Below are 26569 nucleotides of genomic sequence, written 5' to 3' on the forward strand. Positions count from 1 at the left end.
TAATTCAAGAAGTTGGGCGCATGCTCGGCAGCAGCGCGGTCAATGCCTGAGGCCAGTCAGCGCGACTTGCCCACTGACGCATGGCCTCGATATCGGGTGCCAGCAGGCGATCTTCCTCAAGGAAAGCGACCTGCTCGCGAATGGTGTCGATGGCTTGCTCAATCAGCACAGAGCTTTTCAGCGGCCGGTTAAATTCAATACCCTGCGCGGCAGCCATTGCTTCGATGCCGACCACCGCGGCGCTGTTAAAGCACATGCTGCCGAGACGGCGGGCGGCATAGGTCGCCATTGAGACGTGATCCTCCTGGTTAGCGGAGGTCGGCAGACTGTCGACGCTGCCCGGATGGGCCAGCGATTTGTTCTCAGAGGCGAGCGCGGCGGCGGTGACCTGGGCGATCATAAAGCCAGAGTTCACGCCACCGTCACGCACCAGGAAAGGCGGCAGGCCAGATAAGCCGCTGTCCAGCAGCAGCGCCAGGCGCCGCTCGGAGATGGCGCCGACTTCAGCAATGGCCAGCGCCAGGATATCTGCGGCAAAGGCCACGGGTTCGGCGTGGAAGTTGCCGCCGGAGATCACATCACCGCTGTCGCTGAACACCAGCGGGTTGTCCGAGGCTGCGTTTGCTTCGATTTCCAGAATCCGCGCCGCGTGGCTGAAATTGTCCAGGCAGGCACCCATCACCTGCGGCACGCAGCGGATGGAGTAGGGGTCCTGCACGCGGCCGCAATGGGTATGCGACTGCAGAATTTCACTGCCCTCTATCAGAGCGCTGACGGCGGCGGCGACCGCAATCTGGCCCTGCTGACCACGCGCTTTATGAATACGGGCGTCGAACGGTTTCAGCGAGCCTTTGATCGCTTCCAGCGAGAGCGCACCCGCCATCAGACCGGCAGCAAACAGATTTTCACCTTCAAACAGGCCACGCAGCGCCAGCGCAGTCGAAACCTGGGTGCCATTGAGCAGCGCCAGTCCTTCTTTTGGACCGAGCACAAACGGCGACAGGCCGACGCTTGCCAGTCCTTCTGTTGCCGGGATCAGCTTACCAGCGAGCCGTACCTGACCTTCACCCAGCAGCATCAGCGACATGTGCGCCAGCGGTGCCAAATCGCCAGAAGCCCCGACCGAGCCTTTTTCCGGGATGCAGGGCATCACACCCGCGTTAAACAGGGCAAGCAGCGCCTCAACGAGTTCGATTCGCACGCCAGAGTGACCGCGCGCCAGACTGATGATTTTGGTTGCGACCACCAGCCGGGTGACATTGTCGGGCAGCAGATCGCCCAGTCCGACGCTGTGTGACAACACCAGATTACGCTGCAGATCCGCCAGCCTGCTGGCCGGAATTTGGGTCTGCGCCAGTTTGCCGAAGCCGGTATTAATGCCATAGACCACGTTACCGGAGGCGACAATGGCATCTACGGTTTGCTGCGCCGCTGCAATCGCCTGACGCGCACGCTCATCGAGAAGTAATGTGACATTACCCTGATAGATAGCGCGTAATGTGGCGAGGTCCACCTCGCCTGGCACCAGGCGCAATGCCTGAAACGAACCTGACATAGCCTACTCCTGTCGATACAAGTGTGCTGGTGTGGCGAAGCTGCTTCCCTTGCCCTGAACCAGCGGGATAATTCGAGTGAAACATAAGCATTAAATCTTGTCTATGCTTGTCTATACAATCAAGTAAAGGAAGCAAAGGACGTGCCAGGCCGATCACAAAAATCGAATCTCCATGTGCTGCGGGTCGGGTGTTTAGCATGTGGGAGAAGCTGCACCATCAGGATGCGCAGGCTGCACCATTGAAGCATCGCGTGCTCTGCTGGATGTATATACATTCACGCAGTGAGACAGTAAACTCAGGGGACTTTCAGCATAAGGAACAGCAAATGGTTGAGCATACGGCACTGGCACAACTGGCGGCGGCAATGAGCGATGAGCCCGCACCGATTTATCAGCGGGTGAAACAGGCCATCGTCAGCCAGATTCGTGAAGGGTTGTGGAAAGCGAATCAGCGTGTGCCATCAGAAAGTGAACTGGTCAATGAACTGGGCGTCAGCCGCATGACCATTAACCGGGCGCTGCGTGAGCTCACCAGTGAGGGATTTCTGGTGCGGATGCAGGGTGTCGGGACCTTTGTGGCGGAGATGAAAGGGTACACCGCCATGCTGGAGGTGCATAACATCGCCGATGAGATTGCTCAGCGCGGTCATCAGCACAGCGCAAAAATCCTTACCCTCGGTCAGAACAAAGCCGATCCCGAGCAGGCGGCCGTACTGGGTCTCACTACCGGGCAGACGCTCTTCCATTCGCTGATTGTGCACTACGAAAACGATCTGCCGGTGCAGCTGGAGGATCGTCTGGTCAATCCGCTGGTCGCGCCCGACTACCTGACGCAGGATTATGAGAAGATGACGCCGTACACCTATCTCATGCGGGTCGCGCCGCTGACGGCGGGTGAGCACATCGTTGAGGCGGTGCTGCCCGATGCGCGTCAGCGTAAGCATTTGTCGCTGGATGAGCACGAACCCTGCCTGCTGATTCGCCGTCAGACCTGGAGCGACACGAAAATCGTGACCTATGCGCGATTGCTCTATCCTGGCTCACGTTACAAACTGCTGGGCCGCTTCAGAGGACACGGTTAAGTCGGGTAAACAGCAGCCGGGCATCCGTGTCACACGGGCTGAGTTGTGTCTCTTCATCGACCCACCACGTCCCCTGTTGCGCGCTCAGCTTTTCTCCGTCAGCCGTCTGCCATGCGCCAGCCAGCACCCAGGCGACGCCATGCAGCGCGCTGACCTCTGTGGTCACCATCTCCACCGTTGCCTGCCATTCACCACGACGCGTCATGATATTAAAATCTTCGCTGACGCTGCCCTGCAGTTGTGCCGTTAAGGCGAGTTCGCCGGCAAACGCCCACGGCTTTTGCGGCGTCAACAGATGCTGCACGCCGGGCGCGGTTAACAACACCGGATCGCCGTGCAGCAGGGTGATAACCCGATCAATCTCCGGAAAGGCAGAGAAGGGGCCATCCTGCGCCAGGGTCGCAATACTGGCGCGCCAGCCAAAGCGATCTGCGCCGGGCGGGAAACTGATAATTTCACGGGTCTCACCGCCACCGTTGCGCCAGCGGCTGACCGCCAGATCAACATATGCGAACCGGGCGATCATCGCAGCGCCGCCATTGCCTGAGCAAAGCGTGCCGCACACGCCGCCTGCTGCGGATGCTCGCCATCTTCCACCACGGCTTTACCTGCAACATAGACGTCGCGAATCTGATCGCGCTGTCCGGCAAACAGCCAGCGGTTCATTACGGCGTGTGATTCCACGCTGCCGAGCCATGCCTCATCACGCAGCACCAGCCAGTCAGCACGTTGTCCCACCGCCAGCGTACCCTGCTGAATGCCGCACGCCTGCGCACCCCCTGCTGCAGCCTGTTGCCAAAGCAGATCGCCTACCGAGGGCTGGCCAGGCAGGGTGATTCGGTTGCGGCGCTGGTCGCGCAGGCGCTGGGCATACTCCAGCCAGCGCAGCTCTTCCTGGGTGCTCAGCGAGACGTGACTGTCGGAGCCAATGCCCCAGCGTCCGCCCTGCGCGATATACTCCACCGCCGGAAAAATGCCGTCACCGAGGTTGGCTTCGGTTGTCGGGCAGAGACCCGCCACCGCACCGCTGCGGGCAAGGCGTGATAGTTCGCTCTCATCCAGATGCGTGGCGTGGATCAGACACCAGCGCGTATCTACCTTAAAGCGGTTAAGCAGCCAGGCAACCGGCCGTTCGCCGCTCCACGCCAGCGAATCATTGACCTCTTTCTGCTGTTCAGCCACATGGATATGGACCGGCAGCGCAGGATCGCTGGCCGCCAGCACGTCGTGCATCTGACTTTCACTTACTGCCCGCAGCGAATGGAAACAGAGGCCACGATTCAGCAGTGGCCGCTGCTGCTGCCACTCCTCCAGTCGTGCCTGCTGTTGCAGATAATGGTCGGTCTGCTGGATAAAACGTTTCTGACCCGCCGTTGCAGGCTGGCTGCCAAAGCCGCTGTAGCTGTAGAGCACCGGCAGCAGGGTCTGACCGATGCCGGCGATCTCCGCTGCCTCGATCAGTTGTTGCAGCATCGCATCATCACCATAGGGTGCGCCGCTGGGGTCGTGATGCAGATAATGAAACTCCGCCACCTGGGTGTAGCCGCCCTTCAGCATTTCGATGTAGAGCAGGGCGGCAATATCGCCCACCTGCCGGGGCGTCAGGCGCTGCACCATGCGGTACATCAAATCCCGCCAGGTCCAGAAGCTGTCCTGAGGATCGCCCGCGACTTCTGCCAGCCCCGCCATGGCACGCTGAAAGGCGTGCGAGTGCAGGTTGGCGATCGCCGGAATCACTTCGCCGTTGAGCTGGACAGCATTCTCCGCATGGCTATCCGGAGCAATGGCATCGATAAAACCCGCCTGATTAACTGTGATACGAACCTGCTGCTGCCAGCCATCTGCCAGCAGTGCACGCGGGGCAAAAAAAGTTACCATGGTTGATCCTCACAGGATGTGGTTGTATATACATATACATACTTTGAGGCACAGTGTAAACGGTGGAGGCATAGGCAGCGATGGCAGAAGAGATGCGTGTAGAAACGGTATGGACCGGGGCCGACCTGGTTACCATGCGTGACGGAAAGTACCATCTGATTCCGCAAGGCGCGCTGGTGGTGCGGGCAGGTAAACTGGTATGGGTGGGCCCGCAGGCGGAGATGCCCGCGTTCGTCGCCGATCAGCATCATCAACTGCCAGGCGGCATCGTGACGCCAGGGCTGGTGGATTGTCATACCCATCTGGTGTTTGGCGGCGACCGCAGCCAGGAGTTTGAACAGCGCCTGAATGGCGTCAGCTACGCAGAGATCGCCGCGCAGGGCGGCGGCATTCTCTCCACCGTGCGCGCCACCCGCGCGGCCACGGAAGAGGAGCTGGTAGCGTCGGCCCGCTGGCGGCTCAATCGGCTGCTGGCCGAAGGCGTTACCACCGTGGAGATTAAGTCCGGCTATGGTCTGGATGAAGAGAGCGAACTGCGGATGCTGCGGGCGATTCGCCAGCTGGGAGAGAGCGTGGCCGCCGATGTGCGTGCCACCTGTCTGGCAGCACATGCCTTTCCGCCGGAGTTTAAGCACGACCCGGATGGCTGGGTCGATATCATCTGCGATCGACTCCTGCCGCAGGTGCAGGCGCTGGGGCTGGCGGATGCGGTGGATGCGTTCTGCGAGCATCTCGCCTTTTCCCCTGCGCAGGTGGCGCGGGTGTTTGACCGGGCGGTGGCGCTGGGTATGCCGGTGAAACTGCATGCGGAACAGCTTTCGGCACTGGGGGGCGCAGCACTGGCGGCGCGCTACGGCGCACTCTCTGCGGACCATCTTGAATACGCCACTGAAGAAGATGCCAGAGCGATGGCAGAGCATGGCACCGTCGCGGTGCTGCTGCCTGGTGCGTTTTACCTGCTGCGTGAGACCCAGCGCCCGCCGGTGGAAAGCTTCCGGCGACATGGGGTGCCGATGGCACTGGCCAGCGATGCGAATCCAGGCACCTCGCCTGCGCTATCGCTGCGTCTGATGCTCAATATGGGTTGCACGCTGTTTGGCATGACACCGGAAGAGGCGCTGGCGGGCGTCACCCTGTGGGGAGCAAAAGCGCTGGGGCTGGCTGACAGTCACGGCTCGCTGGAGGCGGGAAAAGTGGCAAACTTCGTGCACTGGCCGCTGGCTCGTCCCGCGGAACTGGTTTACTGGCTGGGTGGTGAGCTGCCCTGTACCGTTATTTATCGTGGAGAACCACAATGAACCCTTTCTATTTCACCCAAGGCAGCCTGCCGCTGCTGGTCAGCATTCCTCACGCCGGTACCGACCTGACGCCCGCCGTGGAGGCCGGATTAAGTGAGGCCGCGCGCGGCCTGCCTGACACCGACTGGCATATCCCGCTGCTGTATGATTTTGTGCGTGACCTCGGGGCCAGCGTGTTAATTGGCCGCTACTCCCGTTTTGTGGTTGATCTTAACCGTCCGCCCGATAACCAGCCGCTCTACACGACGGCCACCACTGGCCTGTTCCCGGAAACTCTGTTCGACGGCACACCGACCTTTGCGCCAGGTAAAACGCCTGATGCCACGGCGCGTCAGGGCTACATCGATCAGATCTGGCAGCCTTATCATCAGCAGATTCAGCAGGAGCTGGCGCGACTTAAAGCGCTGCATGGTTATGCGCTGCTGTTTGATGCTCACTCCATCGCCAGCGAAATTCCCCGCCTGTTTGAGGGCCGTCTGCCCGATATCAATGTTGGCACCAACGACGGTGCAAGCTGTACACCTGCCATGAGCGCGGCGATTGAGGCAGTATGCAGCGCACAGAACGACTACAGCTGGGTGATTAACGGACGCTTTAAAGGCGGCTACATCACCCGCGCTTATGGACAGCCGCAGCAGCATATCGAAGCCGTACAGCTGGAGCTGGCGCAGCTCAACTACATGGATGAGATGCCTCCTTACGCCTGGCAGCAGGCGCGTGCCGCCCGGTTACAGAAAGTGCTGAAGGCGATGATTCATGCCATGCTGGCGCAGGCTAAACCGCAGTAAATCAGCGATGCGCCACGCCGGTGCAGCGCTGCGCTAATCGGGTGCAGGTGAGGGCAGCCAGTCTGGCTGCTCCCTTGCTACCGCCTCCATTCTTCGCTTTTTCAGAGCTGGCATAACCTTTGCTTGGTTGTATGTACAAGTACTGCAGTGCGTGCTCTATCTGAATAAATTCCGTCTGGCTCACAAAATGAAAAAGCCGGCAATGAACTGCGTTGCGTTAACTTGTATATACATGACATATCATCTTGTGAGATTTATGTTAAATCTCATCAGGGCGATCACCAGGCCGCTACTTCAGGAGAACCGTATGACACACCCTCTGACTCTTCGTCGTTTATGTCTTACTACGCTGGTTTCCAGTCTGCTGCTCTGTGGCATCAGCGCCCAGGCTAAAGAGTGGAAGTCGATCACCATTGCCACTGAAGGCAGTTATGAACCCTGGAACCTCACCCTGCCGGGCGGCAAGCTGGGCGGTTTCGAACCGGAGCTGATGGCGGATCTCTGCCAGCGCATGGCGATCCAGTGCAAGCTGGTGGTGCAGAACTGGGATGGGATGATCGCCGGACTGAATGCCGGAAAATATGACGTCATCATGGATGCGATTGTGATTACGCCCGACCGCAAAAAAGTGGTGAATTTCACCGTGCCTTACGCCTCAACACCCGCCACCTTTATCACGGTAAAAGGGTCACTGCTGCCCGCTGACAGCAAGATCATCAAACTCACCGACGATGAAAAAACCATTGAGCCTGCCATCGCACCTCTGAAAGCCGCGCTGAAGGGCAAAACTATTGGTATCGCCTCTGGCACGGTCTATACGCCGTTTATCGACAAATACTTCAAAGGGGTGGCGGATGTGCGTGAATACACCAGCTCAGCCGATGCGATTCTTGATTTGCAGGCCGGACGCATTGATGCGGTGTTTGACGATGTGACGTTCGCGCAGTCGATGCTGGCACGACCGGATAACCGCAACCTCAGTTTCAGCGGTCCTCAGCTGGGCGGCCCAATCTGGGGTGAGGGCGAGGCGATGGGTGTACGCATGGCCGACAACGATCTGAAAGCCCGGCTGGATCAGGCGATTAAAGCCGCGCTGGCCGATGGCACAGTGAAAAAGCTGAGTGAGAAGTGGTTCAAAACTGACGTCACACCCTGAGTGAGGTAACTGATGATAAGCCTGCTGAGTTTTGGCCCGGACGGCTGGGGACGGTTGATTCTGAGTGCCACGCTGACCACGTTGCTGCTGTCGTTTTGCGCGCTGCTGGTCGGCGCGGTGGTGGGATCGGGCGTGGCCGCCGCAAAGTTATCCCCGCACCGGGCGGTACGCTGGCTGGGTGAAAGCTACTCGGTGATCTTTCGGGGTATCCCTGAATTGCTGGTGATCTACCTGTTCTACTTCGGTGGATCGGGACTGATCACGCAGATCGGACAACTGTTTGGCGCAGACGGTTTTATCGAAGCGCCGCCGTTTCTGATCGGGGCATTGGCGATCGGGCTTATCTCCGGCTCTTACCAGGCTGAAGTCTATCGCGCCGCGCGGCTGGCTCTGGCGAAAGGGGAGATCGAAGCCGCCGTCGCTATTGGCATGCCGCGCTGGCGCATCCGGCAACGTATCCTGTTGCCGCAGGTGGCGCGCTATGCGCTGCCCGGCCTGTCTAACGTCTGGCAGATGAGCCTGAAAGATTCCGCGCTGGTATCGGTGACCGGCATTGTCGAGCTCATGCGGGCCAGCCAGATAGCAGCCGGTTCCACCCGGGACTACTTCTCCTTTTACCTGGTGGGCGGAGCCTGTTATCTGCTGCTGACGCTGCTGTCGAATCGCGCCTTTCTGCGCGCCGAATCCCGTCTGGGTCGCGCCTGGCAAAGCCGCACCGCTGCACAGCATTAAGGAGAGTTATGATTGATTTTGCGTTCCTTACTGACACCTTCCTGAAACTCAGCGCGGCGCTGCCGGTCACGCTCGGCCTGTTTATCAGCGCCTTTCTCTGCGGGGGCGTGCTGGCGGTCGGTATTCTGGCGCTGCGCATGAGCCGCTGGCGGCTGCTGAGTGCATTTGCCCGCGGCTACATTCTGGTGTTTCGCGGCTCGCCGCTGATGATTCAGTTGTTCCTGATCTATTACGGGCTGGGACAGTTTGGGGTGATCCGCCACAGCGTCTTCTGGCCATTTCTGCGTGAGCCTTTTACCTGCGCGGTGCTGGCCCTGTCCCTCTGTACCGCCGCCTACACAGCGGAGATCCTGCGCGGCGCGCTGCTGGCGGTCCCGCCCGGTCAGGTGGAAGCGGGGATGGCATGCGGCATGTCGCACAGCCTGCTGCTGCGGCGCATTATCGCGCCGGTGATGCTGCGTTATGCGCTGCCCGCGTACTCCACCGAAGCGATTCTGCTGGTGAAATCAACCGCGCTGGCGAGTCTGGTGACGGTGTGGGATGTCACCGGGGTCGCGCAGCAGATTATCCAGCGTACTTACCGCACCATGGAAGTGTTTCTCTGTGCGGCGGCGATCTATCTGATCCTCAACTTCATCATTGTTCAACTGTATGCCCTGCTGGAGCGGCGTCTGACACCGGTTCATAAACCGGAAAAAAAGCCGTTACCGGCCGCTAAGCCGATCCCCGGAGGAGAAAAAAATGTCTGAACTGCCACCCGTCACGCTGTCGGCCAGCGATATCCATAAATCCTTTGGCGCGATGGAGGTGCTGAAGGGCATCTCGCTGCAGGCGCATCAGGGTGATGTCATCTCTATTCTCGGTGCCAGCGGCTCCGGTAAAAGTACGCTGCTGCGCTGTATCAACCTGCTGGAGACGCCTGATTCTGGCGTCGTCAGCGTGGGCGGTGAAACCATTGAGATGAAGCGTCATGCACGCGGGCACCAGCTGGCGGCTAACCCGCGTCAGATTGAACGGCTGCGTTCCCGGCTGGGGATGGTGTTTCAGAGTTTTAATCTCTGGTCGCATCTCACCGTACTGCAAAACGTTATTGAAGGACCGCACTACGTGCTGAAGCGCGATAAAAAAGCCTGCATCGCTCAGGCAGAACAGCTGCTGGATCGGGTTGGCCTGCTGAATCGCAAAGACTTCTATCCCGCTCAGCTTTCGGGCGGCCAGCAGCAGCGGGTGGCGATCGCCCGCGCGCTGGCGATGGACCCGGAGGTGATGCTGTTTGATGAACCGACATCGGCACTGGATCCGGAACTGGTGGGTGAGGTGCTGAAGGTGATGCGCAGCCTGGCCGAAGAGGGGCGCACCATGCTGGTGGTCACGCACGAGATGGGCTTTGCCCGCAACGTCTCAAACCGGGTCGTGTTTATGCATCAGGGCACGATTGATTGTCAGGGCACGCCAGAGGCGATGTTCGGCGAGGCGGGATCGGCGCGCTTTAAGCAGTTTATTTCCAGTCATCATCAGGTGGATCCGGTGGTATGAGCGACGTCATGAGTCAGATGCGGGTCTGGGGCGATGGTCCGCTTAAATGGCAGGAGCTGGTGCAGGTCGCCCGGCATGGCGCGACTCTGACGCTGAGCGACAGCGCCTGGCAGCGAATTGCCCGGAGCCGTGAAATCGTCGGCAACATCGTCGCGGCGGGGCAGGTAGCCTACGGCATTAATACCGGATTAGGGGCGTTGTGCAACATTACTCTTTCCGAAGATGAACTGAGCCAGCTGTCGCGCAATACCTTACTGAGCCATGCCTGTGGTGTCGGGCCGGTGCTTAAAAAAGCGGAGGTGCGCGCCATTCTGTGTGCCGCGATTGCCAACTACAGTCATGGCAAATCGGGTGTGTCAGTGGCGCTGGTGCAGCAACTGCTGGCGCTACTGAATCTGCAGATTACCCCTCAGGTTCCGTCCCAGGGATCGGTGGGCTATCTGACCCACATGGCGCATATCGGTCTGGCCCTGATCGGCATCGGCGAGGTGGAGTGGCACGGTGAAATCATGCCCGCGCAGCAGGCGCTGGCCCAGGCGGGCTTAGCGCCTTACCGGCCAGGTGCCAAAGAGGGACTGAGCCTGGTCAACGGCACGCCTTGCATGACCGGCTTAGCCTGCCTGGCGCTGGACGATGCTGAGCGTCTGCTGGACTGGGCGGATGTGACAGGCGCAATGAGTTTTGAAGCGCTGCGCGGTCAGCTGGCGGCGTTTGATCCAGAGGTGCTGGCACTCAAGGCCAGCCCGGGAATACAGCGCAGTGGTGAACGTCTGCGCCAGTTGCTGAGTGACAGCCCGCTGCTGAACGCGAGCGTCGGCATCCGCACTCAGGATGCGATGAGTCTGCGGTCGATGCCGCAGGTGCACGGCGCCTGCCGCGATCAGTTTGATCACGCCGCACGTCAGGTAGAGACTGAACTCAACGCCTGTACCGACAATCCGCTGATTCTGGGCACGCCGCAGGAGTGGCGCGTGGTGTCACAGTCACATCCGCACGGTGAATCGGTGGCGATGGCCTGTGACCTGCTGGCGATTGCGCTGGCGGAACTGGGGAGTATTGCCGAACGACGGCTGGATCGGCTGGTAAACCCGCTGGTCAGTGGCCTGCCGCCGTTTCTGGTGGCTGAGCCTGGCGTCAATTCCGGCATGATGATTGCGCAGTACGTCGCGGCCTCGCTCTGCGCGGAAAACCGTCAGCTGGCGCAGCCTGCGGTACTCGACAACTATGTCACCTCAGGATTACAGGAGGATCACATCAGTCTTGGCACCGGTTCGGCGTTAAAGCTGCTGAAGCTGGTCAGCAACGTCGATCACATCATCGCGATTGAATATCTGCTGGCGGCGCAGGCGCTGGAGTTTCACGGTGAATCACAGCTGGCAGCCGGTACGCGGCGCGCCTGGCAGCATCTGCGGCAGGAGGTTGAGCGCTGGCAGCAGGATCGCTGGCTGGCGCCCGACATCGCCCGTGCGGTGGCGCAGATAAGGGCGCACCGGACCGATGCGCTTGTGGAGTGAGGATTATTTGCGGCGTGCGTCCGGACGGACCAGGTCAAAGCGTTGTGTTTCGCTGATGCCGTAATAGGCGCTGGGACCACCTGCGCGCAGAATCGGCTCGGCTTTCGCGGTCTGATAAATGCCCGCTTCCAGCAGCGATTCATCGATGTGGATCGCGACCGCTTCACCCAGCACCAGCCAGCTGTCGACCAGATTGCCACTGGCATCCTGCAACTGAATCAGCTGGGTCAGACGACACTCAAAGTTGACCGGGCTTTCCGCCACCAGACTTGCACCAACCTGTGATGCCGCCAGCGGGGTTAATCCGGCAAAAGCGAACTCATCCTGATCGGCAGGCAGTGAAGCGGAACTTTCGTTCATCGCTTCGGCCAGCGGGCGGGTAGCCAGGTTCCAGACAAACTCTTTGGTGTCCGCAATGTTCTGCACGCTGTCTTTCCAGCCGCTACTGGCGAAACCGATAATTGGCGGATGATAGTTGAAGCAGTTAAAGAAGCTGTAAGGGGCCAGATTGCGCTGGCCGCTGGCGCTGACAGAGCTAATCCAGCCGATTGGTCGTGGTCCGATAATGGCGTTGAGCGGATCGTGGGGCAGACCGTGACCAGCACGGGGTTCATAGGAATAGCGTTTCCGGGTCATAACGTCTCCAGCAGGTGATTTTATTTATCTTAGCCCGACAGCATCACCCGACGGAATCGGAAAGCGGTAAGCGGATGGTGCGGGTTTATTTTCCGCCGCCTACAGCGTATTGTACGCGCGCCTGAATAATTGAGAGAACGTATGAAAAAGTCAGCCAGCACGTCGCCCTTCCACGCCCGCAATCGCCATCAGGGCGAATACGATTTTGCCGCGTTAACCGCTGCTCATCCGCCGCTGAAGGCTAAAGTCCGGCCTAATGGTTATGGCGTGAAGTCCGTGGATTTTGCGGACCCGGAGGCGGTGATGCTGCTGAACCAGGCGCTGATCAAACTCTTTTACGACATCGACTGGCAGCTTTCTCCCGGCTCACTCTGCCCGCCAGTACCGGGACGCGCCGATTATCTGCACTACCTGGCCGACCTGCTGGCGCTGGATAACAACGGCGTTATCCCGATGGCGGACATTCTTGATGTTGGCTGCGGCGCAAACTGCATCTATCCACTGATTGGTGCGGCAGAATATGGCTGGCGCTTTACCGGCACCGAAATTGATGAAGCCGCCATCAAAGCCGCTAACCGCATCGTTGCGGCCAACCCACGCCTGACGCGCCAGATCCGTCTGCGTCGTCAGAAAAACAACGATGCGGTGCTGGCGGGTGTGGTCAGCAAAACGGAATTCTTCAGCGCGGTGATGTGTAATCCGCCGTTCCACGCGTCGCCAGATGAGGCAGTGGCCGGTTCGCAGCGCAAGGTCCGCAATCTCGGACTGGACAAGAGTGCGCCACTTAACTTTGGCGGTCAGCACAATGAGCTGTGGTATCCCGGTGGCGAAAAGGCGTTTATCGGCAAGATGATCGCCGAGAGCGTGGCGCTGGGGCGTCAGATCGGCTGGTTTACCTCGCTGGTGTCGCGCAAAGAGAACTTGCCGGCACTGGAAAAACAGCTGCAGGCGCTCGACGTTGCTGAAGTGCGGGTGGTGAACATGGCCCAGGGTCAGAAACAGAGCCGCTTTCTGGCGTGGAGTTTTATGCATGCGGCCCAGCGCAGCAAACTGCTGAGTCGTCTGGGAAGTTAGGGTTTTCCCGGTGCAGGCACGCTATTACTGCGGCCCGGGGCATAAAAAAACGGGCCGCTAAGCGGCCCGTTTTGATCAGGAGACGTGCTGCAGGAATTCGCGCAGACGGTCACTGGGTGGATTGCTGATCAGGCTGTCAGGATCGCCATCTTCTGCAATCCGGCCTTTATCAATAAAGATCAGGCGCGATGCGACCTTCTGTGCAAAGCCCACTTCATGCGTCACAATCACCATCGTCATGCCTTCTTCCGCCAGATCCTGCATCACTTTAAGGACTTCATGACGCAGTTCCGGGTCCAGCGCTGAGGTTGGCTCATCGAACAGCATCATCTTTGGCTTAACCGCCAGCGCACGGGCAATCGCCACGCGCTGCTGCTGGCCGCCGGACAGCTCAGACGGAAAATGATGTGCACGCTCTGCCAGGCCCACTTTGCCCAGCAACTCACGCGCCAGCTGGCGTGCCGCTTCTTTACTGGCGCCACGCACCCGGATAGGACCAAAGGCAACGTTGTCCAGCGCACTCATCTGTGGGAACAGATGAAACTGCTGGAATACCATGCCCGCTTCCTGACGAATCAGGCGGTCATCAACTTTCGGGTCATTCACGCGCAGGCCATCAACAATCAGCTCGCCGCTGGTGATCTCTTCCAGCTTGTTAATGCAGCGTAAGAGGGTGGATTTACCGGAACCGGATGGGCCGATAATCACCACCACTTCGCCCTGGTTAATCTTCAGATCAATATTGTGCAGCACCTGGGTCTGGCCAAAATGCTTGGAGACATCTTTAAATTCAATCACAGGATTTTCACCCTTTTCTCAATGCGGCGCAGCACAAAGCTCAGCACCAGCGTAATCACCAGATAGATGATCGCGACGGCGCTCCAGATTTCCAGAGCGCGGAAGTTACCGGCAATAATCTCCTGACCCTGACGCGTCAGTTCAGCCACACCAATAACGATAAACAGCGAGGTATCTTTGATGCTGACAATCCACTGGTTGCCCAGCGGTGGCAGCATACGGCGCAGCGCCAGCGGCATAATCACGTAGCGCAGCGTCTCACGGCTCGACAGGCCAAGCGCCAGTCCGGCTTCGCGGAAGCCCTTATTAATCGACAGCACGGCACCACGCGTAATCTCCGCGATATAAGCGCCAGAGTTAATCATGATGGTCACTACCGCTGCGCTGAAGGGATCAATGCGCAGGTCGGGGAACGCCATCGGCAGAGCAAAGTAGATGAACATCACCTGCACCACGATAGGGGTGCCGCGGATAATTTCGATAAACACCAGTGCGATGTTATTAGTGATCCAGCCGCCATAAGCGCGGGCAAAACCGGCAATCAGCCCGATAAAAAGGCCGCCAACCAGTCCAATAACAGAGATTATTAAAGTCAGTTTAGCGCCTTCAAGCAGCGCTGGCATGGCGGGCCAGATGACGCTCCAGTCAAACTCCATGGTGTCACTCCAGATATGTTGCGATGGAAAAAAGCAGGGAAAAAGTTTCCCTGCTGAAATCAGATAACGGGCAAATTATTATTTAGGTTCGGTGCCGAACCATTTTTTATAGAGCGTGTTATAGGTGCCGTTCTCTTTCAGGGTTTTCAGTGCGCCGTTTACTTTTTCACGTAAATCGTCGCTGCCTTTCGGGAAGGCGATACCATACTGCTGCGCTTCGATCGAATCGCCTACCGCTTTAAAGCGGCCTTTACCGGCGGTGTGGATGAAGTAAAGAATGTTTGGCGTGTCATGCAGCACGGCGTCCGCACGGTTGGTGCCCAGCTCCATGTAGGCGCTGTCGATGTTCGGGAACTGACGCAGGTCTTTAGATTTGATGTGGGCTTTTGCGTATTCAACAGAGCCGGTGCCGCTTTTCACAGCAACCACTTTACCGTTCAGATCGCTGATGCCTTTGATGTCGTTTTCATTGTTACGCACCATTACCTGCAAACCGCTTTTGTAATAGCCATCAGAAAACTCGATCGCTTTTTTACGTTCTTCGGTAATGGTGATGCCTGCGAGGGCCAGATCGACATTGCGCGTTTGCAGTGCAGGGATGATGCCGCTGAAGTCCATTGGCTTCAGGGTGTAATCCAGCTTCAGCTCTTTCGCAATGGCATCCCACAGATCCACATCAAAGCCGACATATTTGTCACCCTGTTTGAATTCGAACGGAACAAAGGCGGTATCGGTAGCGACAACCAGCTTCTTATCTGCTGCAGTGGAAGAGAGGGAGAGGGCCAGCGCCAGCGCGGCCACAGAAACTTTTAACAGTGACTTCATCATTTTTCCTTTTTTTTACTACCAGGCGGCAGGGCCTGCGTTTGCGGCTTGTCATATGAAATAATTATGCCAACTTTGCAAATTTCGCGAAATCAGAGAGTTAAATAACATAGCTGACACGATTTTGCAGTTAATTCTGCCTTTGCACCATTTTAGTGCTCAGTTTTGGTGCAGGTGGCTGTTTTGGTGCAAGCGGTAGTGTGCCTCAGATGTTAAGGCTGTGAAGCGAAGGAAGGAAGAACTGTTAACAGGGTCATAAAAATGCGGTAACGCAGACGTAAAAAAGGCGGGTTTCCCCGCCTGATTGACTGCATTGAGTTTTATTCAATGTTGGCTTCGATGAACCACAGGAATTTGTCCAGGTCACGTGATGCCGCAGTAAAGATGTCAGCGGTATCTTCATCTTTCACTTCAGTAATGGCTTTACGGGTATCATTAGCCACGACGCTGTAACGGTCTGCCAGCGCTTTCAGGTGATCCTGAACGCTGTGAATATTCAGCGGATAGCTTTTTAGCGGCGTCGTATCGTTAACAACCTGCGTGGTGCCAAGTGCAACGCCGCCCAGCTGTACCACACGCTCAGCAATGGTGTCCTGATGCTCGGTGATTGCAGTACGGAAGCCGTCCAGCATTTCATGTACACCGATGAAGTTAGCACCGCGCATGTTCCAGTGCGCCTGCTTAGTAATCAATGACAGGTCAATAAACTCGACTACCAGACGGTTCAACACCGCGATGGTGGCTTTCTTCTCATCTTCGGCCACGTCATTACGGGTATAAATCAGGTCAGCAGATTTAGTTTTAACCAGTTTAGCGGTACTCATCGTTTCAGTCCTCTCTTTGATGGTTGTCCTAATCAAGTACCGGATAAGTATAGCAGCGCTTTTCAGCTTTGCAGAAACGACTTTATCGATAGATGAGATAGTGCAGGTCTTTATTAAAAGCGGGAAGGCACAGACGAAGTTAATGCAATGTTAAAATAAAAAAAACTGGATTTAATCAATTAAATCAATGCGTTAATTTTACATGTAAATAACAGGTAAGCGTCTGTTTCAAAATAGTCAGAGCATGGACAGGGGATGGTTAAGAATAATTCTCATGATGAGCATGATTGTTATTTAGCCCACCACAAAGGCAGGCTAAGGCGTTTATTTCTGACCAGAATCTGATAATTCCACGCTGCTTAACTGGCTCTTTTTCGGTCGCATGGTTAGCGTTGACCCTGCCGAAGCGATGATGATCGCCAGTAGCGCCAGCCACTGTAGCCCGGTCAGCGTTTCACCCAAAAACAGCATGCCGGAAAAAGCGGCCATGGCGGGTTCCAGACTCATCAGCGTGCCGAAAATGCGCGCCGGTAAGCGGGTAAGGGCGATCATCTCCAGTGAGTAGGGTATCGCGCTGGAGAGCAGGGCAACCAGCAATGCGATCGGCATTACGGCCCATGTCCAGATGCCACTTTCTGCAAACGTCAGCCCCAGCGGCACAAAAATCACCGAAGCAATCAGCGAACCAATAGCCACTGTCGCAGGACCATGTTCTGCGCCTGCCCGCTGCCCCGCCAGGATATAGATTGCCCAGCAGGCACCCGCACTCACGGCCAGTGCTGCGCCCAATGGATCAATCGCGGTCATCCCTGTCCCAAACGGCAGCAGGAACCACAAACCAATTACCGCCAGCAGCACCCAGACAAAATCCAGTGGTCTGCGCGATCCAAACAGCGCCAGCGCCAGTGGGCCGGTAAACTCCAGTCCCACCGCCACGCCCAGCGGCACAGTTCGAATCGCCAGATAGAATGTGAAGTTCATGGTGCCCAACGCCAGACCATACATCAGCAAAGGCAGACGTTGTTCCCGGCTAAAGCGTAAACGCCAGGGTTTAAAAATGACACAGAGTATCAGGGTGCCAAAGCCCAGACGCAGCGCGGTGATTCCCGTTGCACCAACAGAAGGGAACAGGCTTTTTGCCAGAGAAGCACCGCCCTGCAGCGACAGCATCGCAATCAGCAGTACGGCAATTGGCAACACGATTGGCGCAAGATTTTTAGAAGCGGGAGAGGCAGACATCCTGTGTACTTTTCCTGGTCATCAACGTAACGAGTGGGCCAGTGTAAAGGAAATGTCAGGCAAAAAATCATGAGTCAGCGTTTTTAATTTGCCTTAACTGCGCAAATTTTGGCCAAAATCAGTGCCATTTTGGTAAAGAAATGTCAGGTTTTTTTAGGAATTAACTTAAAGGGCAAATTGAGCACAAAAAGATTATTGCAGGAAGATGACGGATTTTATAAGAAAAATGAATGACATAGTATGTCGCATTAACGTCCTGTTACACCAAACTTTCTGTTAGACAACAAAATCCGGGCAGAGTTTCTCGCTATTTTTTGTTATATTTTCAGCGTTGTCAGGAGAGAAGTATTTTCACATTTGAGGTGGTTATGAAAAAAATTGCATGTCTTTCAGCATTAGCCTGTGTACTGGCAGTATCTGCAGGTTCAGCAATGGCACAGAGCACCGTAACTGGTGGTTATGCTCAGAGCGATTATCAGGGCGTAGCGAACAAAGCTAACGGCTTCAACCTGAAATACCGCTACGAAGACGGTTCTAACCCACTGGGTTGGATCGGTTCATTCACCTACACTGAAAAAGATCGTACCGAAGATGGCGTTTACAACAAAGGCCAGTACTACGGTGTGACCGGTGGTCCAGCTTTCCGTCTGAACGACTGGGCAAGCATCTATGGTGTTGTAGGTATCGGCTATGGTAAATACCAGGGCAACGAAACTGCATCACGTGATAAAACTGACACCAGCGACGTAGGCTTCTCTTACGGCGCAGGCATGCAGTTTAACCCAATGCAGGACATCGCACTTGACGTTGGTTACGAGCAGAGCCGTATCCGTAGCGTTGACGTCGGTACCTGGATTGCTGGCGTAGGTTACAGCTTCTAAGTTTAGCTTAGCTGACCTGCAAAAAAACGGCCTCTTGTGGGCCGTTTTTTATTGTGCTGATTTTACCTGCTACCCCGACTTACCTGTCGGTATCCCGTCTCATTCTCTGGCAGACGCTGATTTGCAGGCATGCCCCTTCCAGCCTCAGGGCAGTTTCTTATGAGGGGAAATAACAAAGAGAACAAACAGAGGGACGTTAGCCTTTCAACCGCAGGCAAAAAGGCTCTGAATCGGTATTAGCCGCGCCAGATAAGATTCGGACAGCGAGGTTCGGCAGGCTTATGGCCCAGCAGTTTTTCAATCAGCATCAGACGCAGTGTGAAAGGGGAACGCGTCAGCAGGCACAGCCAGGATTTAAACTCCGTGGTTGTTTTCTTCTCTGTCTGGAAGCATTTGCTGCAATCAAAGCAACATTTCAGAGTGCTCATAGAATTACCTCCCAATCCTGGTCGACGCGGTAATCAGCAGCGTGGGGTGAGAGCGTCATCATCACCAGAGCAACAGAAGATCATCAGGGATCATGCGTTGGCTGCTTACATTATCAACAAATATAGCACTGGCTATATCGTTTAGCCAAGGCTAATGACGAAAAATTTGAGCTTCTTTGTGGCTGGTTTACAATGAGCGCAGCTAAATCCGTACAGCAGCGTCAGTACGGGAATTAATAATGAGGAAGCTGAATGAGTCGTCGTGCTAAAAGCGTGGTTTCTGCGCCGAAAGGACCACTGAAAGATATTGAAGAGCATGTCGAAGGTTTTCGGCAGGTGCGTGAAGCGCATCGTCGGGAGTTAATTGATGACTACGTTGAGTTAATCTCTGATTTAATTGGTGAATTTGGCGAAGCTCGTCAGGTCGATATGGCGGCCCGTCTGGGCGTTTCGCAACCGACAGTGGCTAAAATGCTGAAACGACTTGGCAGTGCCGGGCTGGTGGAGCAGGTCCCTTATCGCGGTGTCTTCCTGACCAGCGAAGGGGAGAAGCTGGCAGAGGAGAGCCGCGCCCGTCATCATATTGTTGAAAGTTTTCTGCTGGCGTTAGGGATCAGTCCCGAAACGGCCCGACGCGATTCAGAAGGTATTGAACATCACGTCAGTGATGAAACTCTGGCTGTATTTAAGAAGTTCTCCGAAACCCGTTAACGCTAAGGCGTACCCTCACCATGCCACAACTGCTTCGATCTTTTTTGCATGACTCAATTTTGCATTTATTAATCGTGATTGGTGTAGTTCTGGCATTCCTGGCGGATTTCCGCTGGGCCGATCTGCCCGGAGCCGTAGACTGGCATACCATTATCACACTCACCGGGTTATTGATTCTGACCAAAGGGCTGGAAACCAGCGGCTACTTTGACGTGCTGGGAGGACGCCTGATTGCGCGTTTCCGGCACGAACGTGCGCTGGCGCTATTTATGGTGCTGGCTGCCGCGTTGCTCTCCACGTTTTTAACCAACGATGTCGCGCTGTTTATTCTGGTGCCGCTGACATTAACGCTGCGGAAGTTCTCTCATTTACCTATCTCGCGACTGATCATTTTCGAGGCGCTGGCAGTGAATGCCGGGTCGCTGCTGACGCCGGTCGGCAATCCGCAAAACATTCTGCTGTGGAGTCACGGCAAGCTCAGCGTTATTGCATTCATTGTGCAGATGCTGCCGCTGGCCGCCTGGCTGCTGCTGAGCCTGGTCGTGCTGACCTGGTTTAGCTTTTCAAAGCGGACGATTGATAAACATGACAACCCGGAGCAGCCGGAGTGGCAGAAGCCGCTGTTTATTGTCAGCGTGGTGTTATACCTGCTGTTTATCGCCGGTCTGGAGCTGGAAATCACCGGCTGGATACTGCTGGTTATCCTCGCCACCTTTATGATAATGGCGCGTCCGGTGCTGCAACGTATCGACTGGAGCCTGCTGGCGGTGTTTATCGCCATGTTTATTGACGTCTTCCTGCTGACACGTCTGCCGGTGATGCAGGCTCACTTTGATGCGGTGGCGCATTTCGGCCAGGGGCAGCTCTATCTGCTGGCGATTGGTCTGTCACAGGTGATCAGCAATGTCCCGGCGACGATTCTGCTGCTGCAAAAAGTCCCGCCAACCGATGTGCTCGCCTGGGCGGTTAACATCGGTGGATTTGGTCTGCTGCCAGGTTCACTGGCTAACCTGATTGCTCTGCGTATGGCGAAAGATCGTGCCGTATGGTGGCAATTTCATCTATTTTCCCTTCCTTTGCTGGCCTGGTCAATGGCCAGCGGCTGGCTACTGCTGCGGTTGCTCAATTAGGCCCGATACATCCTGCTATCGCTGTCAGGTGGCAGGATGTGCGGCATTCCTCAAGTTTCGTAAAGTTGCACTGGATTTTGTCAATTTCCGATATAAGGTTAACAGGACCTTTATGCCCGGAATCAGGGCCTTAGCCAGTGATGGGAACTATGAGCGAGAACAATCAACGCGATCCACATCAGCAGGACGCAGAAAACACGACGGATCAAAACCGTCAGTCAGAGGAAAATCAGGACAACGACCAGCAGCCTGAGCGTAAACGCCCCGGTAAAAAGCCGCTGATTATTCTGGCGGTGGTGGTGGTGATTATGCTGATTGTCGGTCTCTGGTTCTGGTTATCTACCCGCAATATCGAAACCACCGACGACGCCTTTACCGAAGGCGATGCCGTTACTATTGCGCCTAAAGCGTCCGGCTATGTCGTGAAGTTGCTGGTTAAAGATAACCAGCGGGTGAAGAAGGGCGATCTGCTGGTGGAGATTGATCCCAGCGACAACCGTGCCCAGCGTGAACAGGCTAACGCGCAGCTCGGGTTAGCCGTTGCACAACTGCATCAGGCGCAGGCCCAGCTGGCGCTGTCAAAAGTACAGTATCCGGCTCAGCGCGATCAGGCTCTGGCCGATCAGGCGAAAGCAGAAGCCAATATGCTGAATGCGCAGGCGGATTATCGTCGCCAGCGTGGCGTCGATCCACGTGCGACCAGCCAGCGTAATATCGACAGCGCGTCTGCGCAGCTACGTTCGGCGCAGGCACAGTTACAGAGTGCGAAAGCCCAGGTTGAAGTCGCTTCACAGGTTGCCCTGCAGATTCGTCAGCAGGAGACCAATGTTGAAGCGCGCCAGCAACAGGTTGAGCAGGCGAAAGCACAGTTAAGCACGGCCGATCTTAATCTCTCCTATACCCAGGTTCGCGCGCCTTATGACGGGTTTATCACCAAGCGTAACGTTCAGCTGGGCACGCTGGTGCAGGCCGGTTCCTCTCTGTTCTCGCTGGTTTCGCCTGACATCTGGGTTACTGCGAACTTCAAAGAGTCTCAGCTGGAACGCATGAATCCTGGCGATAAAGTGAAAATCAGCGTTGATGCCTGGCCGGACATGAAGCTGGAAGGACACGTCGACAGCATTCAGATGGGCTCCGGCTCACGCTTCTCGACCTTCCCGTCAGAAAACGCCACCGGTAACTACGTGAAAATCGTTCAGCGTGTGCCAGTGAAAATCGTTATCGACAAGGGCCTGGATCCGAACCATCCGCTGCCGCTGGGTCTCTCCGTTGAACCCGAGGTAACAGTGGAATGAGTACGGCGCAGAGCTGGAAACCGGCCAGTAATCCGTGGTTAGTGGCAATCACGGTGACGCTGGCGGTGTTTATGGAGATCCTCGACACCACTATCGTTAACGTGGCGCTGCCGCACATCGCCGGTTCGCTCTCCTCCAGTTATGATGAGTCAACCTGGGTGCTGACCTCCTATCTGGTGGCGAACGGCATTGTGCTGCCTATCTCTGCGTTCTTCAGCCGGCTGTTTGGCCGTAAACAGTTTTTCCTGATCTGCATTGTGATGTTCACCATTTGCTCGTTCCTGTGCGGCATCGCCACTGAACTCTGGCAAATCATTCTGTTCCGCGTGCTGCAGGGCTTTTTTGGTGGCGGATTGCAGCCCGTTCAGCAGTCCGTGCTGCTGGACTACTTCAAGGCAGAAGATCGCGGCAAGGCATTTGGTCTCTCCTCCATCGCTATTATCGTCGCGCCGGTTATCGGCCCGACATTGGGTGGCTGGATCACTGACAACTACAGCTGGCGCTGGGTGTTCTTTATTAACATTCCGGTGGGCGTGCTGACTGTGCTGGCAATCTATCAGCTGCTGGAAGATCCACCGTGGGAGCGTAAGTGGGCCAAAGGTAAGCTGAAGATCGATTACATCGGGATCAGCCTCATTACCTTAGGCCTGGGGTGTCTGCAGGTGATGCTGGATCGCGGAGAAGATGAGGACTGGTTTGCTTCGCACTTTATCGTACTGTTCGCTGTTCTGGCGCTGGTTGGCATCGTTGGCGCCATTTACTGGCTGATGTATGCGCGTAAGCCGGTGGTCGATATTCTGGTAATGAAAGACCGCAACTTCTGGGTGGCCGGGCTGTTGATGGCGGGAATGGCGATGATTCTGTATGGCAGTTCTGTGGTGTTGCCACAGTTGGCGCAGCAGGATCTCGGTTATACCGCCACCTGGTCAGGGCTGGTGTTGTCGCCCGGCGCGGTGCTTATTGTGCTGACCATTCCACTGGTGCTGAAACTGATGCCGATTGTGCAGACGCGATACATCATCGCCTTTGGTTTCAGCTGTCTGGCCATGGCGTTTTTCTATTCTGCTACCCTGACGCCGAATGTCGATTTCAAAACGCTGGTGATGATGCGTAGCGCACAGTCGATCGGGCTGGGTTTCCTGTTTGTTCCGCTGACTACGATTGCCTTTGTCACCATTCCTCAGCGACTTAACGCGGACGCCTCCGCGCTCTTTACCATGTTCCGTAACGTGGCCGGATCAATTGGGATCTCGCTCTCGACCGCGGCCATTACCGAGCGCGCACAGGCGCGGTCGGCGCATATGGTGCACAACATGACGCCGCTTAACGAGCCGTTCAATATTACGCTTGAGCACTGGGCGCAGGCGATACGCGACTTCACTTCGGCGGTGGGCGATCCCATTACGCTGGCAACCGGTCAGCTCTATCAGGAGATGATTGCGCAGTCGCGTATTCTCGCTTACATCGATGTCTTCTCAGGCCTGAGTATTGTCGCCCTGATTTTGATTCCATTTTGTTGGCTGCTGTCGCCTATCAAGAGCGAAGGCAGTGCAGGAGCACACTAACATGAAGGTTTTTTATACTCATCGCCTGAAACCCCTGAGCTTACTGCTGGCCCTGGGGCTGGCGGGCTGCGCTGTCGGGCCTGACTATCAGGCACCGAAACCTGCCGTGCCGGGTAGCTACAACACGCTGGATTCGCAGGAGGCGTCAAAGCCACAAAACGCCGCAATTAATTCCCGCTGGTGGCGGAGCTTTAACGATCCGCAGCTCGACAGCCTGATTGAGCGGGCGATAGCGGGGAACCTGAGCCTGCAGCAGACAGTGCTGCGGATTGCGGGTGCGCGTGAACAGCTGACGCAGGCCCAGGGCAGCCTGTTCCCCAGTCTGAGCGGTTCGGCCAAAGTCACCCGTCAGCAGCTCGGCCTGAAAGGCTTGCTTGAGTCCAATGGCGCCACCGATCAACTCGACAGCAGCGTGGCCAGCCAGCTCAATGGCCTGACCCAGCCGGTTAACCTCTATCAGGGCAGCTTCGATGCCAGCTGGGAGCTTGACCTGTGGGGCAAAGTTCGCCGTCAGGTTGAGGCAGCCAATGCCCAGCAGCAGGCAGCGATAGAGCAGCGTAACGATGCGCTGGTCTCACTGGAGGCTGAAGTTGCGCGAGCCTGGCTGCAGCTGCGAGGCGCGCAGAGCACCGTTGAGACTCTGCAGGAGCAGATTAATGTGGCGCAGCAGACGACCGAGCTGACGCAAAGTCAGCAGCGTAATGGTCTGGCTCCGTTAACTGATGTAGAAAATGCCCGTGCCCAGCTCAGCACGCTTCAGGCCCAGCTTCCGCAGTATCAATCGCAGGCACGGCAGGCGATGAACGGATTAGCGGTGCTGCTTGGCAAAACACCGGGCGCACTGGATGCTGAACTCAGTACACCTAAAGCCTTACCGCCGTTGCCGCAGTTTGTACCGGTTGGTATTCCCTCTACGCTGGCACGTCGTCGTCCTGATATTCGCCAGGCTGAAGCGACGCTGCATGCACAAACCGCGGAGATTGGCGTGTCTGTTGCGCAGCTCTTCCCAAGCCTGTCGCTGACCGGACAGCTGGGCGTCCGCAACACTGACGCCAGTTATCTGGATAACTGGAGCAGCCATTTCTACAGTTATGGCCCCTCGCTTTCGATCCCGATTTTCCAGGGTGGACAACTGGTATCGAGCGTGAAGTTAGCGCGGGCGCAGCAGGCCAGCGCCGCGCTGGATTACCGTCAAACTGTGCTGACGGCGTTGCAGGATGTCGAGAATGCGCTGGTCAGCTATCGCGCCGACCAGCAGCGCGTGACTGCGCTGGATGAGACGACCGGCGCCCTGCAGCGGGCCTTTAACCTCGCCAGCGACAGTTACCGCCAGGGGCTTTCGACCTTCCTTGACGTGCTGGATGCGCAGCGCCAACTGGCACAGGCTCAGGAGCAGGCGACTCAGGCAAGGATGCAGAGCGCTCTGGATTTAGTGGCGCTTTATAAAGCGCTGGGCGGCGGATGGGAAACGTATCAGAACGTTGAGATGCCGCAATATCCGGTATTTGGTCCGGCCACACAGGCGAATTAATCCTTTCGCGGTCGCTGCCTGTGCGCAGTGACCGCTTTATCTCTCCCTTTTAATCGCGTTAAGTAAAGGGTTCTCACCCACTCAATGTGAATCTTAATGGTCTAAGCCGTTGAATTAGCATACATCGCAGCCCCAACGCGTCCGGTCCGGACTGCAGGAAATAAACGGCTAGTCTTAGCAGGAATATTATCAGCGCTTTTGACCGGCAATTATTTTTACGTTACCGGCCATCCTGGATTCTGAGCCGTGTCACCTTTCTGAATTTATTTCTTTGACGATTCTTTAATGCAACTTACGGCTGTTAAGGTGAGAGCACGTGATCATTCACCAGGCGGAGCCAGACTCTGCAGTTATTGCACAGCCGGTTGGGCTACGAATAATCTGACGCTGCTGGAAATCTCACCGTTAAAAAAGGGCTGGCTGCACGCTCCCGGATAATTAAAAAAAAACACGCGAGCGGTAATAATTTTGCACTATTTAAGGTAGGGCAGGCGGTTTTTCAGGCATGATCTGTAAGCTGGTGTGACAGAGATCTCAATCAGGGCACGCGTTTAATCAGCTATCAACGAACCTTCAATCGCAATTAATGACGCGCTGTAGTGCGCGTTTAGCGAAAAACGTTAACGCCTGTTGCCGGTATAATGAGGCTGAAATCGTTTTCATCGGTTGAGTAAAAGGGCGATTTGTTGTTAATTCAGCGTTAATAAATCACCAGCCACTGCCAATTTAATAGTAAGATTTTAACTGAAATTAAAACTTAGGAATTATCTGTAGCGTAAAAATAATTTATTTTTTTATTTGAATTAGGTAGTCTTGGCGCTACAGTTTTATTAACCCCCCTTAATCAAGGACATTGTGATGAGTGACGCATTTAAGGTACTGAACAATATTCGCACATTACGTGCCCAGGCTCGTGAACTGCCACTGACCGATCTTGAAGAGATCCTGGAAAAATTAACGGTAGTCGTTACTGAACGCCGCGAAGAAGCAGAAGCGGAAGAGACGCAGAATCGCGAAAAAGAAGAAAAACTGTCTAAATATCGCGAAATGCTGCTGGCTGACGGCATCGATCCTAATGAATTACTAGGCGCGCTGGAGAGCGGAAAAAAACGCACTAAGCGTGCGCCGCGTCCGGCTAAATATTCTTACACCGACGAAAATGGTGAGCAGAAATCCTGGACTGGCCAGGGCCGTACCCCGGCAGCGATTAAAAAAGCGCTGGATTCCGGTAAAAGCCTGGACAGTTTCCTGATCGATTGATCAACACAATCCTTGTAAGTGGGAGCCGGGGGGCCAATATGGCCCTCCGGCTTTTTTATTTCTGCCGGGATATCAATCACCCCGCCAGTAATCCACGCCTGACGCTGGCGTGCGCTGCGTCACATCTGGCATAATAGCCGCCGTTTTTTCATCCATTCTCTTCACAAAGGTCAATGC

At 56.0% G+C, this 26569-nt stretch carries 26 protein-coding genes; 16 read left to right on the plus strand and 10 right to left on the minus strand.

What is annotated here, in order from left to right:
• Positions 1 to 4: 4 nt before the first annotated feature.
• Positions 5 to 1555, minus strand: coding sequence for a histidine ammonia-lyase (hutH, locus tag P2R09_RS02140; RefSeq protein ID WP_275766698.1), 1551 nt, complete (start codon positions 1553 to 1555; stop codon positions 5 to 7).
• Between the two features lie 326 nt (positions 1556 to 1881).
• Here hutH (P2R09_RS02140) and hutC point away from each other — a divergent pair, with 326 nt between their 5' ends.
• Positions 1882 to 2637 carry a histidine utilization repressor gene (gene hutC / locus P2R09_RS02145; protein ID WP_003851761.1) on the plus strand — a complete coding sequence of 252 codons (756 nt, stop codon included), beginning with the start codon at positions 1882 to 1884 and terminating at the stop codon, positions 2635 to 2637.
• Here hutC and P2R09_RS02150 read toward each other — a convergent pair.
• Positions 2621 to 3163 carry a HutD family protein gene (locus tag P2R09_RS02150; protein ID WP_275766701.1) on the minus strand — a complete coding sequence of 181 codons (543 nt, stop codon included), beginning with the start codon at positions 3161 to 3163 and terminating at the stop codon, positions 2621 to 2623. The two genes, hutC and P2R09_RS02150, sit on opposite strands and share 17 nt — an antisense overlap.
• Positions 3160 to 4515 carry a formimidoylglutamate deiminase gene (locus tag P2R09_RS02155; RefSeq protein ID WP_275766703.1) on the minus strand — a complete coding sequence of 452 codons (1356 nt, stop codon included), beginning with the start codon at positions 4513 to 4515 and terminating at the stop codon, positions 3160 to 3162. The genes P2R09_RS02150 and P2R09_RS02155 overlap by 4 nt, the downstream gene beginning before the upstream one ends.
• An 80-nt stretch (positions 4516 to 4595) precedes the next feature.
• On the opposite strand from P2R09_RS02155, the gene hutI reads away from it, so the two are divergent.
• From hutI to hutH (P2R09_RS02190), 7 genes are all read left to right on the plus strand, one after another.
• Positions 4596 to 5813: an imidazolonepropionase gene (gene hutI, locus P2R09_RS02160; protein WP_275766705.1), complete on the plus strand. Its 1218-nt coding sequence runs from the start codon at positions 4596 to 4598 to the stop codon at positions 5811 to 5813.
• The gene (gene hutG / locus P2R09_RS02165; protein ID WP_275766707.1) at positions 5810 to 6601 is read left to right on the plus strand and encodes an N-formylglutamate deformylase; all 792 of its coding nucleotides are present in this window, start codon (positions 5810 to 5812) and stop codon (positions 6599 to 6601) included. Before hutI ends, hutG begins: the two co-directional genes overlap by 4 nt.
• A gap of 307 nt (positions 6602 to 6908) precedes the next feature.
• Complete coding sequence (locus tag P2R09_RS02170; protein WP_275766709.1) at positions 6909 to 7757, plus strand: transporter substrate-binding domain-containing protein; 849 nt, start codon at positions 6909 to 6911, stop codon at positions 7755 to 7757.
• 12 nt (positions 7758 to 7769) lie between these two features.
• Positions 7770 to 8489, plus strand: coding sequence for an ABC transporter permease subunit (locus P2R09_RS02175; protein WP_003851749.1), 720 nt, complete (start codon positions 7770 to 7772; stop codon positions 8487 to 8489).
• An 8-nt stretch (positions 8490 to 8497) separates the two neighbouring features.
• Entirely contained in the window at positions 8498 to 9238 is a 741-nt protein-coding gene (locus P2R09_RS02180; protein ID WP_275766712.1) for an ABC transporter permease subunit, read from the plus strand.
• Positions 9231 to 10025 (plus strand): ATP-binding cassette domain-containing protein, encoded by a 795-nt coding sequence (locus tag P2R09_RS02185; RefSeq protein WP_275766714.1) that lies wholly within the window; start codon positions 9231 to 9233, stop codon positions 10023 to 10025. Before P2R09_RS02180 ends, P2R09_RS02185 begins: the two co-directional genes overlap by 8 nt.
• An 8-nt stretch (positions 10026 to 10033) precedes the next feature.
• A complete protein-coding gene (hutH, locus tag P2R09_RS02190; RefSeq protein ID WP_275767262.1) occupies positions 10034 to 11539 on the plus strand; it encodes a histidine ammonia-lyase in 1506 nt (501 codons plus the stop codon).
• Positions 11540 to 11542: 3 nt separating this feature from the next.
• On the opposite strand, the gene P2R09_RS02195 is transcribed toward hutH (P2R09_RS02190), so the two are convergent.
• The gene (locus tag P2R09_RS02195) at positions 11543 to 12175 is read right to left on the minus strand and encodes a flavin reductase family protein (RefSeq protein WP_275766717.1); all 633 of its coding nucleotides are present in this window, start codon (positions 12173 to 12175) and stop codon (positions 11543 to 11545) included.
• 141 nt (positions 12176 to 12316) lie between these two features.
• Here P2R09_RS02195 and rlmF point away from each other — a divergent pair, with 141 nt between their 5' ends.
• Entirely contained in the window at positions 12317 to 13249 is a 933-nt protein-coding gene (gene rlmF, locus P2R09_RS02200) for a 23S rRNA (adenine(1618)-N(6))-methyltransferase RlmF (protein ID WP_275766720.1), read from the plus strand.
• A 75-nt stretch (positions 13250 to 13324) separates the two neighbouring features.
• Here the strand turns inward: rlmF and glnQ are convergent, their stop codons facing one another.
• From glnQ to rhtA, 5 genes are all read right to left on the minus strand, one after another.
• Entirely contained in the window at positions 13325 to 14047 is a 723-nt protein-coding gene (gene glnQ / locus P2R09_RS02205; protein WP_003851741.1) for a glutamine ABC transporter ATP-binding protein GlnQ, read from the minus strand.
• A complete protein-coding gene (gene glnP / locus P2R09_RS02210) occupies positions 14044 to 14703 on the minus strand; it encodes a glutamine ABC transporter permease GlnP (protein WP_003851740.1) in 660 nt (219 codons plus the stop codon). The genes glnQ and glnP overlap by 4 nt, the downstream gene beginning before the upstream one ends.
• Before the next feature lie 78 nt (positions 14704 to 14781).
• The gene (glnH, locus tag P2R09_RS02215) at positions 14782 to 15528 is read right to left on the minus strand and encodes a glutamine ABC transporter substrate-binding protein GlnH (RefSeq protein WP_275767264.1); all 747 of its coding nucleotides are present in this window, start codon (positions 15526 to 15528) and stop codon (positions 14782 to 14784) included.
• Between the two features lie 320 nt (positions 15529 to 15848).
• Positions 15849 to 16352, minus strand: a complete 504-nt coding sequence (dps, locus tag P2R09_RS02220) for a DNA starvation/stationary phase protection protein Dps (protein ID WP_003851735.1) — start codon at positions 16350 to 16352, stop codon at positions 15849 to 15851.
• A gap of 324 nt (positions 16353 to 16676) precedes the next feature.
• Complete coding sequence (rhtA, locus tag P2R09_RS02225; protein WP_003851733.1) at positions 16677 to 17591, minus strand: threonine/homoserine exporter RhtA; 915 nt, start codon at positions 17589 to 17591, stop codon at positions 16677 to 16679.
• 368 nt (positions 17592 to 17959) lie between these two features.
• Between rhtA and ompX the strand changes: the two genes are divergently transcribed.
• Entirely contained in the window at positions 17960 to 18472 is a 513-nt protein-coding gene (gene ompX / locus P2R09_RS02230; protein WP_008925816.1) for an outer membrane protein OmpX, read from the plus strand.
• Positions 18473 to 18708: 236 nt separating this feature from the next.
• Here the strand turns inward: ompX and P2R09_RS02235 are convergent, their stop codons facing one another.
• Positions 18709 to 18900: a hypothetical protein gene (locus tag P2R09_RS02235; protein ID WP_275766729.1), complete on the minus strand. Its 192-nt coding sequence runs from the start codon at positions 18898 to 18900 to the stop codon at positions 18709 to 18711.
• 252 nt (positions 18901 to 19152) lie between these two features.
• Here P2R09_RS02235 and mntR point away from each other — a divergent pair, with 252 nt between their 5' ends.
• The 6 genes from mntR (at position 19153) to P2R09_RS02265 (ending at position 26392) form a co-directional block, all read left to right on the plus strand.
• Positions 19153 to 19611 (plus strand): manganese-binding transcriptional regulator MntR, encoded by a 459-nt coding sequence (mntR, locus tag P2R09_RS02240; protein WP_003850512.1) that lies wholly within the window; start codon positions 19153 to 19155, stop codon positions 19609 to 19611.
• 20 nt (positions 19612 to 19631) lie between these two features.
• Positions 19632 to 20741: an SLC13 family permease gene (locus P2R09_RS02245; RefSeq protein WP_275766732.1), complete on the plus strand. Its 1110-nt coding sequence runs from the start codon at positions 19632 to 19634 to the stop codon at positions 20739 to 20741.
• Between the two features lie 149 nt (positions 20742 to 20890).
• Positions 20891 to 22036 carry an HlyD family secretion protein gene (locus P2R09_RS02250; RefSeq protein ID WP_003850510.1) on the plus strand — a complete coding sequence of 382 codons (1146 nt, stop codon included), beginning with the start codon at positions 20891 to 20893 and terminating at the stop codon, positions 22034 to 22036.
• Positions 22033 to 23601 (plus strand): DHA2 family efflux MFS transporter permease subunit, encoded by a 1569-nt coding sequence (locus tag P2R09_RS02255; RefSeq protein ID WP_003850509.1) that lies wholly within the window; start codon positions 22033 to 22035, stop codon positions 23599 to 23601. Before P2R09_RS02250 ends, P2R09_RS02255 begins: the two co-directional genes overlap by 4 nt.
• Before the next feature lies 1 nt (position 23602).
• Complete coding sequence (locus P2R09_RS02260; protein ID WP_275766737.1) at positions 23603 to 25132, plus strand: efflux transporter outer membrane subunit; 1530 nt, start codon at positions 23603 to 23605, stop codon at positions 25130 to 25132.
• Between the two features lie 858 nt (positions 25133 to 25990).
• Positions 25991 to 26392, plus strand: coding sequence for an H-NS family nucleoid-associated regulatory protein (locus tag P2R09_RS02265; RefSeq protein WP_003850507.1), 402 nt, complete (start codon positions 25991 to 25993; stop codon positions 26390 to 26392).
• Positions 26393 to 26569 lie beyond the last annotated feature (177 nt).

Source organism: Pantoea sp. Cr_R13, assembly GCF_029222565.1.
Lineage (GTDB): Bacteria > Pseudomonadota > Gammaproteobacteria > Enterobacterales > Enterobacteriaceae > Pantoea > Pantoea eucalypti.

What these genes read in the sequence shown, in the direction of transcription:
- hutH (WP_275766698.1), bottom strand. Translation starts at nt 1,555, where the DNA reads ATGTCAGGTTCGTTTCAGGCATTGCGCCTGGTGCCAGGCGAGGTGGAC.
- hutC (WP_003851761.1), top strand. Translation starts at nt 1,882, where the DNA reads ATGGTTGAGCATACGGCACTGGCACAACTGGCGGCGGCAATGAGCGAT.
- P2R09_RS02150 (WP_275766701.1), bottom strand. Translation starts at nt 3,163, where the DNA reads ATGATCGCCCGGTTCGCATATGTTGATCTGGCGGTCAGCCGCTGGCGC.
- P2R09_RS02155 (WP_275766703.1), bottom strand. Translation starts at nt 4,515, where the DNA reads ATGGTAACTTTTTTTGCCCCGCGTGCACTGCTGGCAGATGGCTGGCAG.
- hutI (WP_275766705.1), top strand. Translation starts at nt 4,596, where the DNA reads ATGGCAGAAGAGATGCGTGTAGAAACGGTATGGACCGGGGCCGACCTG.
- hutG (WP_275766707.1), top strand. Translation starts at nt 5,810, where the DNA reads ATGAACCCTTTCTATTTCACCCAAGGCAGCCTGCCGCTGCTGGTCAGC.
- P2R09_RS02170 (WP_275766709.1), top strand. Translation starts at nt 6,909, where the DNA reads ATGACACACCCTCTGACTCTTCGTCGTTTATGTCTTACTACGCTGGTT.
- P2R09_RS02175 (WP_003851749.1), top strand. Translation starts at nt 7,770, where the DNA reads ATGATAAGCCTGCTGAGTTTTGGCCCGGACGGCTGGGGACGGTTGATT.
- P2R09_RS02180 (WP_275766712.1), top strand. Translation starts at nt 8,498, where the DNA reads ATGATTGATTTTGCGTTCCTTACTGACACCTTCCTGAAACTCAGCGCG.
- P2R09_RS02185 (WP_275766714.1), top strand. Translation starts at nt 9,231, where the DNA reads ATGTCTGAACTGCCACCCGTCACGCTGTCGGCCAGCGATATCCATAAA.
- hutH (WP_275767262.1), top strand. Translation starts at nt 10,034, where the DNA reads ATGAGTCAGATGCGGGTCTGGGGCGATGGTCCGCTTAAATGGCAGGAG.
- P2R09_RS02195 (WP_275766717.1), bottom strand. Translation starts at nt 12,175, where the DNA reads ATGACCCGGAAACGCTATTCCTATGAACCCCGTGCTGGTCACGGTCTG.
- rlmF (WP_275766720.1), top strand. Translation starts at nt 12,317, where the DNA reads ATGAAAAAGTCAGCCAGCACGTCGCCCTTCCACGCCCGCAATCGCCAT.
- glnP (WP_003851740.1), bottom strand. Translation starts at nt 14,703, where the DNA reads ATGGAGTTTGACTGGAGCGTCATCTGGCCCGCCATGCCAGCGCTGCTT.
- glnH (WP_275767264.1), bottom strand. Translation starts at nt 15,528, where the DNA reads ATGAAGTCACTGTTAAAAGTTTCTGTGGCCGCGCTGGCGCTGGCCCTC.
- dps (WP_003851735.1), bottom strand. Translation starts at nt 16,352, where the DNA reads ATGAGTACCGCTAAACTGGTTAAAACTAAATCTGCTGACCTGATTTAT.
- rhtA (WP_003851733.1), bottom strand. Translation starts at nt 17,591, where the DNA reads ATGTCTGCCTCTCCCGCTTCTAAAAATCTTGCGCCAATCGTGTTGCCA.
- ompX (WP_008925816.1), top strand. Translation starts at nt 17,960, where the DNA reads ATGAAAAAAATTGCATGTCTTTCAGCATTAGCCTGTGTACTGGCAGTA.
- P2R09_RS02235 (WP_275766729.1), bottom strand. Translation starts at nt 18,900, where the DNA reads ATGAGCACTCTGAAATGTTGCTTTGATTGCAGCAAATGCTTCCAGACA.
- mntR (WP_003850512.1), top strand. Translation starts at nt 19,153, where the DNA reads ATGAGTCGTCGTGCTAAAAGCGTGGTTTCTGCGCCGAAAGGACCACTG.
- P2R09_RS02245 (WP_275766732.1), top strand. Translation starts at nt 19,632, where the DNA reads ATGCCACAACTGCTTCGATCTTTTTTGCATGACTCAATTTTGCATTTA.
- P2R09_RS02250 (WP_003850510.1), top strand. Translation starts at nt 20,891, where the DNA reads ATGAGCGAGAACAATCAACGCGATCCACATCAGCAGGACGCAGAAAAC.
- P2R09_RS02255 (WP_003850509.1), top strand. Translation starts at nt 22,033, where the DNA reads ATGAGTACGGCGCAGAGCTGGAAACCGGCCAGTAATCCGTGGTTAGTG.
- P2R09_RS02260 (WP_275766737.1), top strand. Translation starts at nt 23,603, where the DNA reads ATGAAGGTTTTTTATACTCATCGCCTGAAACCCCTGAGCTTACTGCTG.
- P2R09_RS02265 (WP_003850507.1), top strand. Translation starts at nt 25,991, where the DNA reads ATGAGTGACGCATTTAAGGTACTGAACAATATTCGCACATTACGTGCC.